The 15,761-nt window shown below is 71.9% G+C and carries 17 protein-coding genes; 6 read left to right on the plus strand and 11 right to left on the minus strand.

The annotated features are described in order from the left end of the window. Positions 1–121 precede the first annotated feature (121 nt). Positions 122–418 carry a hypothetical protein gene (locus IF78_RS0136310; RefSeq protein ID WP_031486983.1) on the minus strand — a complete coding sequence of 99 codons (297 nt, stop codon included), beginning with the start codon at positions 416–418 and terminating at the stop codon, positions 122–124. Positions 419–530: 112 nt separating this feature from the next. On the opposite strand from IF78_RS0136310, the gene IF78_RS0136315 reads away from it, so the two are divergent. Then, on the plus strand, positions 531–1,511 hold the full coding sequence (locus tag IF78_RS0136315; RefSeq protein ID WP_031486984.1) for an NADP-dependent oxidoreductase: 981 nt from the start codon (positions 531–533) through the stop codon (positions 1,509–1,511). A 21-nt stretch (positions 1,512–1,532) separates the two neighbouring features. On the opposite strand, the gene IF78_RS0136320 is transcribed toward IF78_RS0136315, so the two are convergent. The 4 genes from IF78_RS0136320 to IF78_RS0136335 are packed head-to-tail and all read right to left on the minus strand — an operon-like array spanning position 1,533 to position 3,753. Continuing rightward, on the minus strand, positions 1,533–1,859 hold the full coding sequence (locus IF78_RS0136320) for a DUF202 domain-containing protein (RefSeq protein ID WP_031486985.1): 327 nt from the start codon (positions 1,857–1,859) through the stop codon (positions 1,533–1,535). Continuing rightward, positions 1,856–2,248 (minus strand): YidH family protein, encoded by a 393-nt coding sequence (locus tag IF78_RS0136325; RefSeq protein WP_031486986.1) that lies wholly within the window; start codon positions 2,246–2,248, stop codon positions 1,856–1,858. Before IF78_RS0136325 ends, IF78_RS0136320 begins: the two co-directional genes overlap by 4 nt. Before the next feature lie 35 nt (positions 2,249–2,283). Beyond that, positions 2,284–2,799 carry an NUDIX hydrolase gene (locus IF78_RS0136330; RefSeq protein ID WP_031486987.1) on the minus strand — a complete coding sequence of 172 codons (516 nt, stop codon included), beginning with the start codon at positions 2,797–2,799 and terminating at the stop codon, positions 2,284–2,286. A 57-nt stretch (positions 2,800–2,856) separates the two neighbouring features. Further along, the gene (locus tag IF78_RS0136335) at positions 2,857–3,753 is read right to left on the minus strand and encodes a DMT family transporter (RefSeq protein WP_031486988.1); all 897 of its coding nucleotides are present in this window, start codon (positions 3,751–3,753) and stop codon (positions 2,857–2,859) included. A gap of 304 nt (positions 3,754–4,057) precedes the next feature. Here IF78_RS0136335 and IF78_RS0136340 point away from each other — a divergent pair, with 304 nt between their 5' ends. The 4 genes from IF78_RS0136340 to IF78_RS0136355 all read left to right on the plus strand — a co-directional run bounded on the left by IF78_RS0136340 (position 4,058) and on the right by IF78_RS0136355 (position 8,045). After that, entirely contained in the window at positions 4,058–5,008 is a 951-nt protein-coding gene (locus tag IF78_RS0136340; protein WP_031486989.1) for a hypothetical protein, read from the plus strand. A 64-nt stretch (positions 5,009–5,072) separates the two neighbouring features. Continuing rightward, positions 5,073–6,620, plus strand: a complete 1,548-nt coding sequence (locus tag IF78_RS0136345) for an APC family permease (RefSeq protein ID WP_031486990.1) — start codon at positions 5,073–5,075, stop codon at positions 6,618–6,620. A 71-nt stretch (positions 6,621–6,691) separates the two neighbouring features. After that, positions 6,692–7,438, plus strand: coding sequence for a molybdopterin-dependent oxidoreductase (locus tag IF78_RS0136350; RefSeq protein WP_031486991.1), 747 nt, complete (start codon positions 6,692–6,694; stop codon positions 7,436–7,438). Next, positions 7,422–8,045, plus strand: coding sequence for a cytochrome b/b6 domain-containing protein (locus tag IF78_RS0136355; RefSeq protein WP_031486992.1), 624 nt, complete (start codon positions 7,422–7,424; stop codon positions 8,043–8,045). Before IF78_RS0136350 ends, IF78_RS0136355 begins: the two co-directional genes overlap by 17 nt. Before the next feature lie 1,236 nt (positions 8,046–9,281). Here IF78_RS0136355 and IF78_RS0136360 read toward each other — a convergent pair. The 4 genes from IF78_RS0136360 to IF78_RS0136375 all read right to left on the minus strand — a co-directional run bounded on the left by IF78_RS0136360 (position 9,282) and on the right by IF78_RS0136375 (position 13,113). Beyond that, positions 9,282–10,307: an L-idonate 5-dehydrogenase gene (locus IF78_RS0136360; RefSeq protein ID WP_031486993.1), complete on the minus strand. Its 1,026-nt coding sequence runs from the start codon at positions 10,305–10,307 to the stop codon at positions 9,282–9,284. 14 nt (positions 10,308–10,321) lie between these two features. Next, positions 10,322–11,104, minus strand: coding sequence for an SDR family oxidoreductase (locus IF78_RS0136365; RefSeq protein ID WP_031486994.1), 783 nt, complete (start codon positions 11,102–11,104; stop codon positions 10,322–10,324). 22 nt (positions 11,105–11,126) lie between these two features. After that, on the minus strand, positions 11,127–12,524 hold the full coding sequence (locus tag IF78_RS0136370) for a GntP family permease (protein ID WP_031486995.1): 1,398 nt from the start codon (positions 12,522–12,524) through the stop codon (positions 11,127–11,129). A 70-nt stretch (positions 12,525–12,594) separates the two neighbouring features. Further along, entirely contained in the window at positions 12,595–13,113 is a 519-nt protein-coding gene (locus tag IF78_RS0136375) for a gluconokinase (RefSeq protein WP_031486996.1), read from the minus strand. 137 nt (positions 13,114–13,250) lie between these two features. Here IF78_RS0136375 and IF78_RS0136380 point away from each other — a divergent pair, with 137 nt between their 5' ends. Beyond that, entirely contained in the window at positions 13,251–13,952 is a 702-nt protein-coding gene (locus IF78_RS0136380) for a FadR/GntR family transcriptional regulator (protein ID WP_031486997.1), read from the plus strand. A gap of 11 nt (positions 13,953–13,963) precedes the next feature. Here IF78_RS0136380 and IF78_RS0136385 read toward each other — a convergent pair whose 3' ends face one another. Both IF78_RS0136385 and IF78_RS0136390 read right to left on the minus strand, forming a co-directional pair. After that, positions 13,964–14,341, minus strand: a complete 378-nt coding sequence (locus IF78_RS0136385; protein ID WP_031486998.1) for a YchJ family protein — start codon at positions 14,339–14,341, stop codon at positions 13,964–13,966. Positions 14,342–14,354: 13 nt separating this feature from the next. Beyond that, positions 14,355–15,698, minus strand: a complete 1,344-nt coding sequence (locus IF78_RS0136390) for a M1 family metallopeptidase (RefSeq protein ID WP_031486999.1) — start codon at positions 15,696–15,698, stop codon at positions 14,355–14,357. Positions 15,699–15,761 lie beyond the last annotated feature (63 nt).

Genomic DNA, 15,761 nt, shown 5'->3' on the forward strand with positions numbered 1-15,761 from the left:
TGGGGGAGCCGAACGTGATCGGGGCCACCATAGGCCGACAGCTCCCCGGGCAGTGCGCCGGGGAGCTGTCGACGGTGTCTTCTCAGCCAGTACGGGGGCCGGCCCGAGTCGGGGCAGGCGCTCAGTGGTCGTCCCAGTGGCCGTCGTGCGGAGCGTGCCGGTGGCCGTCGTGGACGTAGTCGACGTGGTCGCCGTGCAGGACGCTCTCGTGCCCGCAGTCGGCGCCGTGCTGATGGGTGTGGCCCTCGTGTGCGACGTGCCCCTCCGTCTCGCACTCGTCCCAGTGGCCCGCGTGCTCGCGGTGGAGGTGGCCGTCGTGCGCGTAGTCGGTGTGGTCACCGTGCGGCACCGCGATGTGGCCGCAGTCGGGGCCGTGGGTGTGAGTGTGGGAGGAGTGTTCCACGTGCAGGGTGGTCATGCTGCTCACCTTCGAACGTGCGGGCTGTGACGTCGACAGGCTGCCACGCGAACGGCGCATATCGGCTCATTCGGGCTTGCGTGGCGTCCTGCCACCCCAGAGGGTCGGACCCATGAAGGGCATCAGCTACTCACGCTACGGCGGCCCCGAGGAGCTCGCATACGGGGATGTGCGCGACCCGCGGGTCGGCCCCGACTCGGTGCTGGTCAAGGTACGGGCGGCGGCGGTCAACCCAGTGGACTGGAAGTGCCGCGAGGGCCACATGGACCGGATGCTGGAGCCCGTCTTCCCGGTGGTTCCGGGATGGGACGTCTCCGGTGTCGTCGTCCAACCGGGCGTTTCCGTCACGGAGTTCGGCGTCGGCGACGAGGTCATCGGCTACGTACGCGAGGACCTCCTCTCCCACGGCACCTTCGCCGAGTACGTCGCGGCCCCGGTGCGCACCCTCGCGCGCAAGCCCCGCAACCTCACCTGGGAGGCGGCTGCCGGGCTGCCGCTGGTGGGACTGACCGCCTATCAGGTGCTGTCCAGGGTGCTCCAGGTCAAGCGCGACGAGACCGTTCTCGTGCACGCCGCGGCCGGCGGGGTGGGCTCGATCGCCGTCCAGCTCGCCCGGCACCTGGGCGCCCGGGTCATCGGTACGGCCAGTGCGCACAACCACGACTTCGTGCGCGGCCTCGGCGGGGAGCCGGTCGAGTACGGCGACGGCGGCCTGTTCGATCGGGTGCGAGGGCTGGCCCCCGAGGGTGTGGACGCCGTGTTCGACACGATCGGCGGCGAGGCGCTGAAGGTCTCGGCCAACCTCCTGGCGCCCGAGGGCCGTCTGGTGTCGATCGCCGACCCGGACGTCTTCGACTACGGCGGCCGCTACTACTTCGTCCGTCCCGACGCCCAGGACCTGCTGCGGCTGTCCGAGCTGGCGGAGGAGGGCGTGGTATCCGTGCACGTCTCGCAGACGTTCCCGCTGGAGCGGGCGGCCGACGCCCACCGCCTCAGCCAGCAGGGCCACACGCGGGGCAAGATCGTGGTGACGGTGGACTGGGACGCGGAGGAGGGGGTGGCGCCGGCGGGGTTGTGGCAGGGGGCGGAGTGAGACTCTCCAGGAGGGTCGGCCTCAGAAGAGGAGGGCCGCCGCGCACACGGCCAGCGCCACGGTGATCAGGACCGTGGCCGTGGCCTGCCGGGGAGCCAGTGCCGGGGGCTCGGGCGACGCGGCCAGGGCGCGGATACGGCGGTGGGCCAGGGCCAGGAAGCCCAGCCACAGCCCGGAGCACACAGCGCAGACGACCATCCCGGCCACCGAGACCCCGCCGTGCAGCGCGGTCTTCATGGCGAGTACGGCCGCCACGGTCCCGGAGAGTGTCGTACGGCGCCACGCCAGCCGCGTCCGCTCGGGCTGCAGCCCCGGATCCCGCACCGGCTCCGCGACCGACCCGCTCACCCCTCCCACCCGACGAGCACGACGACGACCATCGCGACGGCCACGATCGCGACCACCAGGCTCAGCACCGCCGGGAACCGCGACACCGGCAGGTCCTCGCCGCGGCGCATCGCCCGCTCGCAGCGCACCCAGTGATTGACCGCGCGCAAGGAGCACAGCACGCCCGCCGCGAGCAGCGCGAGCGCCAGCCCGACGCGCCAGCCCCAGCGCAGGTCCGGCAGGAACTGGTCCACCGCGAAACCGCCGCCGATCAACGCGAGCGCGGTACGCAGCCAGGCCAGGAAGGTGCGCTCGTTCGCCAGCGAGAACCGGTAGTCGGGGGTGCCGCCCTCCTGCCGGATCCGCTGGGGTTCGAACCACAGCCGGACGTTTCGTACGAGCTCGATCACATGCACGACCCTATCCGGGAGGGCGGATCAGCGGATCAGCCCGCCGACCGGTACGCCCTGAGCCGTTCGTACGCCGCGAGCCCGTCCGGCACCCACGCCCACTCCGGCAGCCGCCGCTCCACCTCGGCCTCGGGCAGGAAGCCGTGCCAGGCGACCTCCTCCACCTGCGGGCTCACGGGCAGTTCGCAGCGCACCTCGTACACCGCCGACCACCAGGTCTGCCCGGCGCCGTCGTCGTACAGGAACTTGAAGAGGTACGACGGGCGGGGCAGCCCGCTCACCCCGAGTTCCTCCTCGGCCTCGCGCAGCGCGGCGTCGTCGTACGACTCGCCCGCGCCGACCACTCCGCCGACGAACATGTCGTACCGCGAGGGGAACACCAGCTTGGTGGGTGTGCGACGGTGCACGAAGAGGCGGCCCCGCGCATCCCGGGCCTCGATGAAGACACAGCGGTGGCGCAGCCCCCTGGCGTAGGCCTCGCCACGCGGGGACTGTCCGATGACCCGGTCCTGCTCGTCGACGATGTCGAGGATTTCGTCAGCAGCGCTCATGGGGTCATCCAAGCAGGACGGCGCCTGCCGGTCAGAGCGGCGCGGCACCCGTATCGCTCAGGACGTCTGCAGTGCCGCCGCGACCCGCCGCGGCTGCGTCGCGCCGGACGGCATCGCCGAATGCGTCCCGAGCAGGATGATGCCGACCACGATGCCGGCGAGCCCGGCCGCTTCCCACGCCAGCGCGCCCGCGTCGGTGCGCAGACGGTCGCCGAGGAAGCCCACGCCGCAGGCGATGCCGGCCAGCGGCTGGGCCGCGGTCAGGGCGGGCAGGGACATGCGCAGGGACGCGGTCTCGAACGCGCTCTGGACGAGGATCAGCCCGGTGAGGCCGATCGCGACCACGGCGTACGGCTGCCAGCCGGTCAGGACCTCCGTGATGCCGCCCTCGGCGAAACGCTGCCCGGTCACGCGGGTCAGGGCGTCCTGCACGCCGTAGAGGAGACCGGCGGCGGTCGCCAGCAGCGCCGGACCCGAGCTGAGCCGTGAGCGCTTGGCGTACCCGGTGAGCAGCAGGGCCGCTCCGATCATGAGGCCGATGATCAGCCAGTGCCGGAGGGGGTTGTCGGTCGCCGTGCCGCCGTGCGGCTGTCCGGCGACGATGAAGGCCGTCACACCGCCCGCCAGCAGCGCGAGGCCCGTCCAGCCCTGGCGGCCCAGTGGCTGCTTGGTCTGACGGCGGGAGAGCATGAGCGCGAACAGCAGGTTCGTCGCCAGCAGCGGTTCCACCAGGGAGATCTCGCCCTGGCCCAGCGCCATCGCGCCGAGCGCCATGCCGACCACCATCAGTCCGATGCCGCCGAGCCAGCGCGGCACCTTCATCAGGTCCAGGAGGATCCGCGGCGAGAGGAAGTCGCTCAGCGGCGCTTTCTGGGCCGCGTTCTGCTGCAGTACGAAGCCGAAGCCCAGGCAGCACGCAGCGGTGACGGCGAGTATCAGAATCTGAAGCGACACGCTGCGTACCTCGATCATCCTGCCGGGGACGGAGTGCGTAAGGGCCGACTGTAGCGGCCCGGGGCCCGGCATGCGCGTCCTGCCATCGTGCGGTGCGCTCACCGGCCGGCGCCATGACGTACGCCACACACTCTGAACAATTCCGACATTTCGGGCTGGTTGAGGACCTCAACTGCCTCACCGGTAACGCGAGTTGACGCGTGTAACGCGACGGCGGCCCTTGACGCGAACCATTGGCTGCGGATTTGCTGTGCGTGATCACTCGATGACAGTCCACACACTCCCCCCGACAGAACCCAAAACGGTGTCCCCACCTCCGCCACCCCTCGGCCGCGGTCGAAAGCGCGCATCCCACACCTTCGACGCGGCCCTCGACGACGCCGAGCTCGCCGCGGCCCGCACCGCGCTGACCCAGGGCAGATGGCAGACGGCCCGCTCACTGCTCGCCCGGACCGGCGACGACTGGGACCGCAGAGGGCACCGCGTCACCGTCCTCGCCCAGGAGCCGTACTGCGTCCCCTGGACCCGCGACTGGCTGCTCGCCGAGCCCGACTCCGCCGACGCCGCCGTGCTGCTCGCCCTCGCCCAGGTGTGGCGCGCCTTGCGCGGCAAGGAGAAGCCGGTCCGCGCCCGCGAGTCCTGCCACGCCGCCGCCGCGCTCACGCCCGCCGACCCCACGCCCTGGCTCGGCCTGCTCATGCTGGAGAGCCGGCTGGGCGCCGAGGAGGAGGTGCGCCGTGTCTTCGCCGAGGTCCGTGCCCGGTACGCCGACCATCACCACGCCCACCATCTGATGGTCGCCCGGCTCGCCGAGCGCCACTCCGGCGCGGGCCCCGACCCGCTCCACGAGGTCTACGACTTCGCCAACCAGGCCGCCGAGCGTGCCCCCGCCGACTCCCCGCTCGCCGTCCTCCCGGTCGTCGCCCACGCCGAGCGCTATCGCGTCCTCGCGGCGGCCGGGCACGAGGCCCGTGACGCGGCCGCCTCCGCGCACTGGACCGGCCGGCGGGCCCGGCAGGTGATGCGGGCCGCCTTCGACTGGTGGCTGGAGTGGGAGCAGGAAGGCCACCCACGCCGCCTCGTCGACCTGAACTTCCTCGCCCACGCCAAGGTCTGCGAGGGCCGGGGCGCCGAGGCGGCCGCCCTGTTCCACCGCATCGGCGACCACGCCACCCCGTCGCCCTGGTCGTACCCGGACCGCGACCCGTACCCCGCCTTCAGCGCCGCACGCGACACGGCACTCGGCACGGCGTAGGAGCACCGACCGACCCGACTCGACTACCACCAGCGCCCCCGACCCGACAAAGGACGGTCCTTCGATGACGACCGGCAGTTCCAGTACGAGCAGGGCCACCGCCGACGGCGGCGGTATCAGTACGTTCAAGGGGCAGGACCGCGCCCTGCGCGCCGACCGGCTGGGCACGACGGGCCTGCTGCTGTCCGTGCTCGCCGCGACCGCGCCCCTCATGGTCGTCGCGGGTGTCATGCCCACGACCTTCGGGGTGATGGGTGTCCTGGGACAGCCGCTGCTCTTCGTGATCCTCGGCCTCGTCCTCGCCCTCTTCAGCGTCGGGTACGCCGAGATGAGCCGGCACGTCCACAACGCCGGCGCCTTCTACGCGTACATCTCCCGCGGCCTCGGCGGCACGGCCGGCGCCGGCGCCGCGATGGTCGCGCTCGTCGCCTACAACGCGCTCCAGGTCGGCATCTACGGCATCTTCGGCTTCGAGGTCTCCGGGCTGTTCGCCACCTACCTCGACACCGAGGTCGCCTGGTGGATACCGGCGCTCGCGGCCGTGCTCCTCGTCGGCGCCCTCGGCTGGCTGAAGATCGACCTCAACGCGCGCGTGCTCGGCGTTCTGCTGATCATCGAGGTCGCCCTCGTGGTCATCTTCGACGTCGCCGCGATCGCCGACCCCGGCAAGGAGGGCCTGTCGCTGCACGCCTTCGACCCGGACACGCTCACCGGCGCGGGTGTAGGCACCGCCCTGTGCTTCTGCGTGGCCGCCTTCCTCGGCTTCGAGCAGGCCCCCGTCTACGCCGAGGAGACCAGCCGCCCGCATGTCCTCGTGCCCCGCGTGATGTACCTGGCCATCGGCGGCATCGCCGTCTTCTACACGATCAGCTGCTGGGCGTACACCGTCGCCGCCGGCCCCTCGGCGATCGTCGGCACCGCGCAGGAGCAGAGCGCCGGCCTGCTGTTCTTCCTCACCGAGGACCTGCTCGGCACCGGCTTCACCGACGTCCTGCACGTGCTGTTCGTGACCGGCATGTTCGCCGCGATGCTCAGCTTCCACAACGTCGTCGCCCGTTACGCCTTCGCCATGGGCCGAGAGGGCCTGCTGCCCGGCGCCTTCGGCCGCACCAGCGGCGCGAGCGGCGCCCCCGGCACGGGTTCGCTGCTGCAGACCGTCGTCTCGCTCGTGGTCGTCGCCGCCTTCGCGCTCACCGACGACAAGCCGACCGGCGACCCGACCGCACCGGTCCTGCACCTGTTCACTTGGATGGGCAGCCTCGGCGCGCTCGGCGTGGCCGCTCTGATGGCCGCGGCGTCGCTCTCCGTCATCGTCTTCTTCGTCCGCCGCGGGGCCGTCGCCGCCCAGTTCTGGCGACTGGCCGCCTCAGGCCTCTCCGTCCTCGCGCTGCTCTTCATCGTCGTCTACACCGTCAAGGACTTCGACGTCCTGATCGGGGCGGGCCCGGACTCCGCCCTGAGCTGGGCGCTGCCCGCCGTCATCGCCCTCGCCCTGGCCGCCGGCGTGGTCCAGGGCCTGCTCCTGCGCTCCCGCGCCCCCGAGCGGCACGCACGCATCGGGCTCGGCAACGAGGCGTTCCAGCTGGAGAAGGCGGCGACGGAGGCGTCGTAAGGGGTTACCGAACTCTGACGAGTACCCGCGATCCCTGGCCCGGCGAGGGACGCGGGTGCTCGAATGAGTACGTGAACTCCGAACAACCGGAAGAGCAGGAAGAGCCGGAAGAGCAGCGGGGCAAACCCATCGGCCGCCGCGTCCTCCTCGGCACCCTCGGCCTGGGCGCCCTCGGCGTGGTCACCGCGCCCACCCTGCAACGCGGCCTGGAGTCGTTCCTCGCGAGCGCCTCCGACAAGGACCCCACCGGCCTGACCGGCCTGCTCCCCAACGGCGGCGGCTTCCGCTACTACTCGGTGGCCTCCTCCGTACCCCGCAAGAACGCCACGAACTATCGCTTGAGCGTCGACGGCCTGGTCGACCGCCCCACGAGCTACTCGCTGGCCGAACTGCGCTCCCTGCCGCAGACCCGGCTGGTGCGCGACGTGCAGTGCGTCACCGGCTGGCGGGTCCCCGACACCCCGTTCGAAGGGGTGCGCCTGTCCCGGCTGCTCGACGCCGCGGGAGTGCGCCAAGGAGCCGGGGCGGTCCGCTTCACCTGCTTCGACGGCACCTACAGCGAGAGCCTCACCCTCGACCAGGCCCGCCGCGCGGACGTCCTCGTCGCCCTGCGCATGCAGGACAAGGACCTGAGCCACGCCCACGGCGGCCCGGCCCGGCTCTATGTGGCACCCATGTACTTCTACAAGTCCGCCAAGTGGCTCTCCGGCATCACCGTCACCGAGGACGTGAAGCCCGGCTACTGGGAGGAACGCGGCTACGACGTGGACGCCTGGGTCGGCCGCTCGAACGGACGCGACGATGAGCCTACGAGTTGACGCCCCCGGCCGGGCCGCGAGCGTGCGCCGCTTCGGCCCGGCCACCCGCTGGGTGCACCGTACGACGGCCGCGCTGATGGGCGTGTGTGTGGTGACGGCGGCCTGCCTGTACGTCCCGCAGCTCGCCGAACTCGTCGGCCGCCGCGAGTTGGTGGTCCGCATCCACGAGTGGGCCGGTCTGGCCCTGCCCGTTCCGGTGCTGGCCGGTCTCGCCTCCCGTGCGTTCCGCGCAGACCTGGGTTTCCTCAACCGCTTCGGCCGGCACGACCGCGTGTGGCTGCGCGCCGCGTTCCGCCGTGACAAGCGGGCCGCGTCCCGTCCCGCGGGCAAGTTCAACGCCGGGCAGAAGATCTACGCGGCGTGGATCGCCGGCGCGACGCTGGTGATGCTCGGGACCGGCCTGATGATGTGGTTCACCCATCTCACACCCCTGGTGTGGCGCACCAGCGCGACCTTCGTCCACGACTGGCTGGCGCTCACCATCGGGATCGTCCTCGCCGGGCACATCGGCATGGCGCTGGGGGATCCGGAGGCCCGCCGGGGGATGCGGACCGGCGTGGTGAGCCGGGAGTGGGCGGACCGGGAGCACTCGCTGTGGCGGCACTGACACCGACGCGTCCAGCACTGACGCCGATGCGTCAGGTGCCCCCGGGGCCGCGCCCGGATCCGGGACCACGTCGGGAGCGGCCACACCGAAGGCGGCCGGCAGGCCGACCTCGGTATCGGCATACCGGACCGTCACGTCGGCCGAGCCCGGCTCCAGAGCGGGTACGACGACGGACAGCACCAGCCGGTCGCCCGACCCAGGCTTCAGCACGGGCACCCCTGGCACGTCCTGCCCACCGATGCTCACGCTCGCGCCCGACACCAGCTCGGCATGGTCGACGTACGCGTCCACCAGCTCGATCCCGACGGTGTCGCCGGGCCGGGCCTCCCCGTCACCGCCCGTGTCCACCCCGGCGATCCGGAAACCGCAGGCCGCCGGTATGCCGCTCGACGTGGGCCTCAGCCGTGCGGTGGCGCCGGGATGCCGCCGATGGAAGTCGAGCAGCCCGCCCAGGACGGCGTACGCGGCACGCCCCTTGCAGGTGTCGGTCCTGCCCGCCGACGCGGCATGGTCCCGGACCGCCTGCTGCCAGCCGCCACCCTCGCCCTGCACCGCCAGACAGGCAGTGGCCAGCCCGCGCAGCAGCGCCCACTCGGGGTTGTCCGGCGTACGGGGGACGGCGCTCAGGGCGTTCCGGCACTCGGCGGGGGAGCGGAGCAGGTCGTACACGCTCGACGGGTCGGGAATGCCGTCGGTGTTCGGTGAGTCGGGGCCGGGCGGGAGCCAGTCCGGGACTTCGAGGAGCTTGCGGCTCATGGAGGGGCTGGGGGAGGGGGCGGCCGGGGGCTCGCTCACCGTTGTGCTCCGGGATGCCCGCGGTGTGTCGGTGACCGCCGGCGCGCCGATGTGGCCGTCGGGCGACGGCCGTAGCGGAGGAGCGGAGTTGACGGACGGTCCGGCCGGCAGACTCCGGGTGCCGTCGGAGGGCTCGGCGGTGACGACGGTGCCCCCGCCGCCCCGGCCGTCCACAGAGCCACCCCCGTCACTGGTGAAGGCCACGGCGGCCACCGCCACCGCCCCTGCGACGAGCAGCCCCGAGATACGCATCCCGAGGGAAACCGCCATGACGCCCCCCGATGTTCCGGCCCCCGAGAGCCGCGGAAGCCTTCGGGGGCCCACTCATCATCGGGCTCGCGGCCCTCTTGGGGAAGCCGCTTCGTGTGATCGTCAGCGCGAGTTCAGGCACATGGAACCGCCCCGCCCGGCGAACCGGAATCCCGGCGGGACGGCGGCTGTTCAGCCTGCGAAGTCCAGCAGCACCTTGCAGGACGTGCTCCGGTCCGCCGCCAGCGCGAGCGCCGACTCCGCCTCCCGCACCGGCACCACCGCGCTGACCAACCCGTCGAACGACGCCTCGGCGGCGAGCAGTTCCAGCGCGGCGTCGAACTCCGTGTCGAAGCGGAACGCCCCGCGCAACTCGATCTCCCGGCTCACGACGAGGTTTCCCGCGAACGGGCTGTGCCCCGGCGGCAGCATCCCGAGCTGCACGACGACACTCCCGCGCCGCACCAGCCGCAGACAGGTGTCCAACCCCGCGGCGACCCCGGACGCCTCGATCGCCACGTCCACCTCGGCAGGCCACCCGGCATCCTCCGGATCGTCGGCCCGTACAACGGTGTCGGCGCCGGCGATCCGCGCGTACTCCAGGGCTGCCGGCAGCAGGTCGGTCACCGTGACCGACGCGGCCCCCGCCGCCCTCGCCGCCGCGACCACCAGACACCCGATGGGCCCGGCACCGGTGACCAGGACGTGCCTTCCGGCCACCTCCCCGGCCCGCCGCACCGCGTGCAGCGCGACGGACAGCGGCTCGGCGAGCGCCGCCCGCCGCAGGTCCAGGCCGGCCGGGAGGGGCCGCAACTGGTCCGCGGGGACGGCCACCTGGGCCGCGAAACCACCCTGCACATGCGGGAAGCGCGCCGCGCTGCCGAGGTAACGGGTGTCCCGGCAGACGTTGCGTCGCCCGTCGGCGCACTCGGGGCACACCCCGCAGGGCGTGGCCGGGTGCACCGCGACGGCAGTACCGGAAAGGGGACCTGAAGCGCCGTCACCGTACCCGACGACCGTCCCGACCACCTCGTGCCCGAGCACCATCGGCTCCTTCAGCCGGAAGTCCCCGACCCCGCCGTGCCGCCAGTAGTGCAGATCGGAGCCGCAGACCCCGCCGTACCGCACGGCCACCAGGGCCTGCCCGGGGCCGGGAACCGGCGCGGCCAGCTCCTCGACCCGCAGGTCGCCCTGACCGTGGATCACACAACCGAACATCCGCGAGACCTCCTTCACAGCACGCTCGTCATGCCGCCGTCGACGTACAGCACCTGCCCACTGACGAAGTCCGCGGCCGGAGAGGCGAGGAACAGCACCCCGCCCACCAGGTCCTCGGTACGGCCCCAGCGGCCGGCCGGGGTGCGCCGCCGCACCCACGCGCTGAACTCCTCGTCCTTGACGAGGGGTTGGGTCAGCTCGGTCTCGATGTAGCCGGGGCCGAGACCGTTGACCTGGACGCCGTACGGGCCCCAGTCCGCGCACATGCCCTTGGTGAGCATCTTCAGCGCGCCCTTGGTGGCGGCGTAGGGCGCGATGCCGGGGCGGACCACCTCGCTCTGCAGCGAGCAGATGTTGACGATCTTGCCGTGGCCGCGTTCCGTCATCCGCCGGGCCGCCTCCCGGCCGACCAGGAAGGCACTGGTCAGGTTGGTGTCCAGGATGCGGTGCCAGTCGGAGTCGGTGAACTCCAGGAGCGGGGCACGCAGTTGCATGCCCGCGTTGTTGACCAGGATGTCGAGCGGGCCCACCCGCTCCTCGACCTCCGCGATCCCGGCGGCCACCGAGGCGCCGTCGGTCACGTCGAACATGGCCGTGTGGATCCGGTCACCGGGCACCTCGGCGGCGGCCTCGAACTCGGCGGCGGCCTTGCCGAGGCGTTCGCCGTCCCGTCCGTTGAGGACCACCGTGCAGCCGGCCTCGGCGAGGCCCCGGGCCAGGGCGAGTCCGATGCCCCGGCTGGAGCCGGTGACCAGGGCCGTGCGGCCGGCGATGTCGAAGAGAGGGTGAGCCGTCATCGTCGTACCACTCCTGTGGGCGCTATATGACCAGGGACAACAGCAGGACCACACCGCCGGCGACGACCGAGATGATCGTCTCCATGACCGACCAGGTCTTGATGTTCTGGCCGACGCTCAGGCCGAAGTACTCCTTCACCATCCAGAACCCGGCGTCGTTGACGTGGCTGAAGAACAGCGAGCCGGCGCCGATGGCCAGGACGAGCAGAGCCGCGTGGGTCGTCGACATGTCGGCCGCGAGCGGGGCGACCAGACCGGCCGCCGAGACCGTGGCCACCGTCGCCGAACCCGTGGCGAGACGGATCGCCACCGCGATCAGCCAGGCCAGCAGGAGTGCCGGGATCGACCAGTCCTCGGAGATGTCGAGGACCATCTGGCCCACGCCCGTGTCGATCAGCGTCTGCTTGAACCCGCCGCCCGCGCCGACGATCAGCAGGATGCCCGCGATCGGGGCGAGGCTCTTCTCGACCAGTGGCGAGATGCGCTCCTTGCCGAACCCGGCGGGTCGCAGCAGCGTGAAGATGCCGACGAGTACGGAGGCGAGGAGCGCGATCATCGGGGAGCCGATGACGTCGAAGACCCGCTGGACGGTGTTCTCGGGGTCGTCGATGACGATGTCGACCAGCGCCTTGGAGAGCATCAGGACGACCGGGAGGAGGATGGTGGCGAGCGTCGGGCCGAAGCCGGGGCGCTTGTCCAGGTCCTCGGAGACGCGCTGAGGGATCATGCGCTCGGGTGCGGGGACGTCCACCCAGCGGGCCGCGTACCGCGAGAACAGCGGGCCGGCGATGATCACCGTCGGTATGGCGACGAGGACGCCGAGCGCCAGGGTCACGCCCAGGTTGGCCCCCACCGCGTCGATCGCGACCAGCGGGCCGGGGTGCGGCGGCACCAGGCCGTGCATCACGGACAGACCGGCGAGTGCCGGGATACCGATGCGCATCAGCGAGTAGTTGCCGCGCTTGGCGACCATCAGCACGACCGGGATCAGCAGCACGACGCCGACCTCGAAGAACAGCGGCAGCCCGATCACCGAGGCGATCAGCACCATCGCCCACGGCATCGAACGGCCGCCGGCCTTGGCGAGGATCGTGTCGACGATCTGGTCGGCGCCGCCGGAGTCGGCGAGCATCTTGCCGAGGATCGCGCCGAGGGCGATGAGCACGCCCACGCCGGCGACCGTGGTGCCGAGCCCGGTGGAGAAACTGGCGATGGCCTTGTCGAGCGGCGCCCCGGCGATCGCGCCGAGCACCAGCGACCCGAGGGTCAGCGACAGGAAGGCGTGGAGCTTGAAGTGGGTGATGAGCAGGACGATGACGGCGATGCCCGCCAGGACGGCGATGCCCAGCTGAGCGTGGCCGGCCGAGGTGATGGGCTCGACGGTGTCCGCTGCCAGCATCTCGACGCTGAGTCTGGTCACGGGGGTTCCCTTGCAGATACGGGGATGGGGAAGGGGGGCTGCACAAGGCCCTGGAAGGTGCCAGGAGGCCTCAGGGGGTCGGCTCGGGGAGCGCCTTCAGGGCCGTCGCGGCCCGACCGGTGATCTCCTCGGGGCTGCCCGTGACGTCCACCTCGACGCCCGCCTCGTCCGGCTCCAGCGGCTGGAGCGTGGCGAACTGGGAGTCGAGCAGCGCCGTGGGCATGAAGTGCCCCTGCCGGTGCGACATCCGGTCCTCGATGAGCGCGCGGTCGCCCGTGAGATGCACGAAGACCACGCCGGGCGCGGCGGCCCGCAGCCGGTCGCGGTACGACCGCTTCAGCGCCGAGCAGCTGACCACCCCGCCGAGCCCGGTCCGCCCGTCCGCCCAGGCGCCGATGGCGTCGAGCCAGGGCCACCTGTCCGCGTCGTCGAGCGGGGTGCCGGCCGACATCTTGGCGATGTTGGCCTGCGGATGGAAGTCGTCGCCCTCGGCGTACGGGACGCCGAGCCGGGCGGCGAGCAGGGGACCGATGGTGGTCTTGCCGGTGCCCGCGACGCCCATGACCACGACGACATGGGGGGTGTTCATCGCTGCCTCACTGTCTGCTGTCTTCGTCGACACGTGATGTCGACGCAACTGAAGCTCATTAGATACGACGAATTCAAGACTCTGTGATGAATAAGTCTGACTTTTTGTCCCCGTGATCTGCCACGTACGCTGAGTGCATGAGCACACCGGGCCGGGGGCTGCACGGCCACGTACTGGAAACCCTCGGCCCCGCGATCACCGCGGGTGAGTACCCGCCGGGCAGCGTCCTACGGACGGACGAGCTGGCGCAGCGCTTCGACGTGTCGCGTTCGGTGATGCGCGAGGCGGTGCGGGTCCTGGAGTCCATGCACCTCGTCGAGTCCCGCCGCCGCGTGGGCGTGACGGTGCGCGCCAAGTCCGAGTGGAACGTCTACGACCCCCAAGTCATCCGCTGGCGCCTGGCCGGCGCCGACCGCCCCCAGCAGCTGCGCTCACTCACGGTGCTGCGCTCGGCGATCGAGCCGGCGGCGGCAGCCCTGGCCGCCAAGCACGCCACCGCCGAGCAGTGCGCCGAACTCACCGAGTGCGCCCTCGGCATGGTCGCCCACTCACGCGGCCACCAGCTGGAGGGCTACCTCGTCCACGACATCGCCTTCCACCGCGTCATCCTGAACGCCTCCGGCAACGAGATGTTCGCCCGCCTGGGCGACGTCGTCGCCGAGGTGCTCGCGGGCCGCACCCACCACGAGGTCATGTTCGAGGACCCCGACCCGGCCGCCGTCACCCTGCACGTCCAGGTCGCCGAGGCGGTCCGCGCGGGCGACGCGGCCCGGGCGGAACACCTGACCCGGGAGATCACGGTCGGCGCCCTCCAGGAGCTGGACATCCTGGCGCCGTAGACCTGGCAGACCTACTGGTCCAGGAACTCCCCGTCGACGTACACCCAGGCCCCGTCGACCCGCTCGAACCGGCTCCGCTCATGCAGCGACCCGCCCCGGAACGAGGCCCGGAAGGTCACCGACCCCGTGGCGTGGAACGCCGAACCGTCCGCCGTCTCCAGGATCTCCAGCCCGGTCCACCGCATCCCCGGGTCGAGGTCCAGCCGCGCCGGCCGCGTCCGCGGATGCCAGGTGCGCAGCAGATATGCCACGTCGCCCTTGACGAAGGCGCTGTAACGCGACCGCATGAGCGCCTCGGCGGTGGGCGCGGCGGCGGAGCCGCTGTGATAGCGGCCGCAGCACTCGCCGTACGCCTTGGGCAGCCCGCACGGGCAGGAACGCGTGCTCATGCCCGCCATTCTGCTAGACGGCCGCCCGCGTCTCGGCCCCGGGCAGCGGCGGCAGTGCCGCCCCGTACACCCACGCCTCGAACAACTCGTCCACGGGCTCGGCCGCGAACCGCGCCACATGCGAGACGAACGCCGACGTCGTCACCGTCCCGTTCCGGTGCAGCCCCGCCCAGGCCCGCAGCATGTGGAAGAAGGCGTCGTCGCCGAGCGCGCAGCGCAACGCGTGCACGGTGAGTCCGCCGCGCTCGTACAGCCGGTCGTCGAACATCGACTTGCGCCCCGGATCAGCCAGTCGCAGATCCTGCGGCAGAGTGGACAGCAACCGGTGTGCGGAGGCGGCGAGTTGCTGCGCGCTACGGCCGCCGGACCGCTCCGACCACAGCCACTCGGCGTACTTCGCGAGCCCCTCGTTCAGCCAGATGTTCCGCCAGTCAGCGATGGAGACGCTGTTGCCGAACCACTGGTGGGCGAGCTCGTGCGCGACGAGCCGCTCCGAACCGCGCGCCCCGTCCACGTGGTTGGCGCCGAACAGCGACAACCCCTGTGCCTCGACGGGCACATCGAGCTCCTCCTCGGTCACCACGACCGCGTACTCGTCGAAGGGGTACGGTCCGAACAGCTGCTGGAAGAGATGCATCATCTGGGGCTGCCGCGCGAAGTCCCGCGAGAACTCCGGCAGCAGGTGCGCCGGAATGTGCGCGTGCTGCGGCACCCCGCCCAGACCCGGGTCGGCCAGCACCACGGTCTGGTACTTGCCGATCGCCAACCCGACCAGATAGCTGGAGGTCGGCGCCGACTGCTCGTACACCCAGGTCGTGGTCGAAGCCTTCGTCGTCCGCGTCAGCAGCCGCCCGCCCGCCACCACCGCGTACGCCGACGGTGTGGTGATCGAGATCTGGTACGACGCCTTGTCGGCGGGCCGGTCGTTGCACGGGTACCACGACGGCGCCCCGATCGGCTGGCTCGCCACCAGCGCCCCGTCCTCCAGCTCCTCCCAACCGAGACCGCCCCAGGGGCTGTTCACCGGCTTGGGATTGCCCGACCAGTGCACCTCGACCGTGAAGGCCGCCCCGGCGCGGACCGGCTTGGCGGGGCGCACGCGCAGCCGCCCGCCGCGGTGGGTGTAGTGCGGCTGCCGCCCGTCGACGCGGACCCGCCCGATCTTGAAGTCGGCCAGGTTCAGCACGAACTCGGTGAGCGGCGAGCGCCCCGCTATGGCGTTGATCCGGGCCATCCCCGACAGCCGGTTGGGGCCGGGGCGGTAGTCCAGCACCAGCTCATACCGGTGCACCCGGTACCGGGGGTCGCCGTGCTCCGGGAAGTACGGGTCCGCGCCCGCCGCCTGCTGAACTGCCACTGCTGTCTGTGCTCCCTGCGCCGTACTGCTGCCACTCCGTGCCGGCCCGACGTTCTCCGGCCC

The sequence above is a fragment of the Streptomyces bicolor genome (assembly GCF_000719285.1).
GTDB lineage: Bacteria > Actinomycetota > Actinomycetes > Streptomycetales > Streptomycetaceae > Streptomyces > Streptomyces bicolor.

Excerpts from the sequence above, each read along its gene's own strand:
- IF78_RS0136310 (WP_031486983.1), bottom strand. The coding sequence starts at position 418 with ATGACCACCCTGCACGTGGAACACTCCTCCCACACTCACACCCACGGC.
- IF78_RS0136315 (WP_031486984.1), top strand. The coding sequence starts at position 531 with ATGAAGGGCATCAGCTACTCACGCTACGGCGGCCCCGAGGAGCTCGCA.
- IF78_RS0136330 (WP_031486987.1), bottom strand. The coding sequence starts at position 2,799 with ATGAGCGCTGCTGACGAAATCCTCGACATCGTCGACGAGCAGGACCGG.
- IF78_RS0136345 (WP_031486990.1), top strand. The coding sequence starts at position 5,073 with ATGACGACCGGCAGTTCCAGTACGAGCAGGGCCACCGCCGACGGCGGC.
- IF78_RS0136355 (WP_031486992.1), top strand. The coding sequence starts at position 7,422 with ATGAGCCTACGAGTTGACGCCCCCGGCCGGGCCGCGAGCGTGCGCCGC.
- IF78_RS0136360 (WP_031486993.1), bottom strand. The coding sequence starts at position 10,307 with ATGTTCGGTTGTGTGATCCACGGTCAGGGCGACCTGCGGGTCGAGGAG.
- IF78_RS0136365 (WP_031486994.1), bottom strand. The coding sequence starts at position 11,104 with ATGACGGCTCACCCTCTCTTCGACATCGCCGGCCGCACGGCCCTGGTC.
- IF78_RS0136375 (WP_031486996.1), bottom strand. The coding sequence starts at position 13,113 with ATGAACACCCCCCATGTCGTCGTGGTCATGGGCGTCGCGGGCACCGGC.
- IF78_RS0136380 (WP_031486997.1), top strand. The coding sequence starts at position 13,251 with ATGAGCACACCGGGCCGGGGGCTGCACGGCCACGTACTGGAAACCCTC.
- IF78_RS0136385 (WP_031486998.1), bottom strand. The coding sequence starts at position 14,341 with ATGAGCACGCGTTCCTGCCCGTGCGGGCTGCCCAAGGCGTACGGCGAG.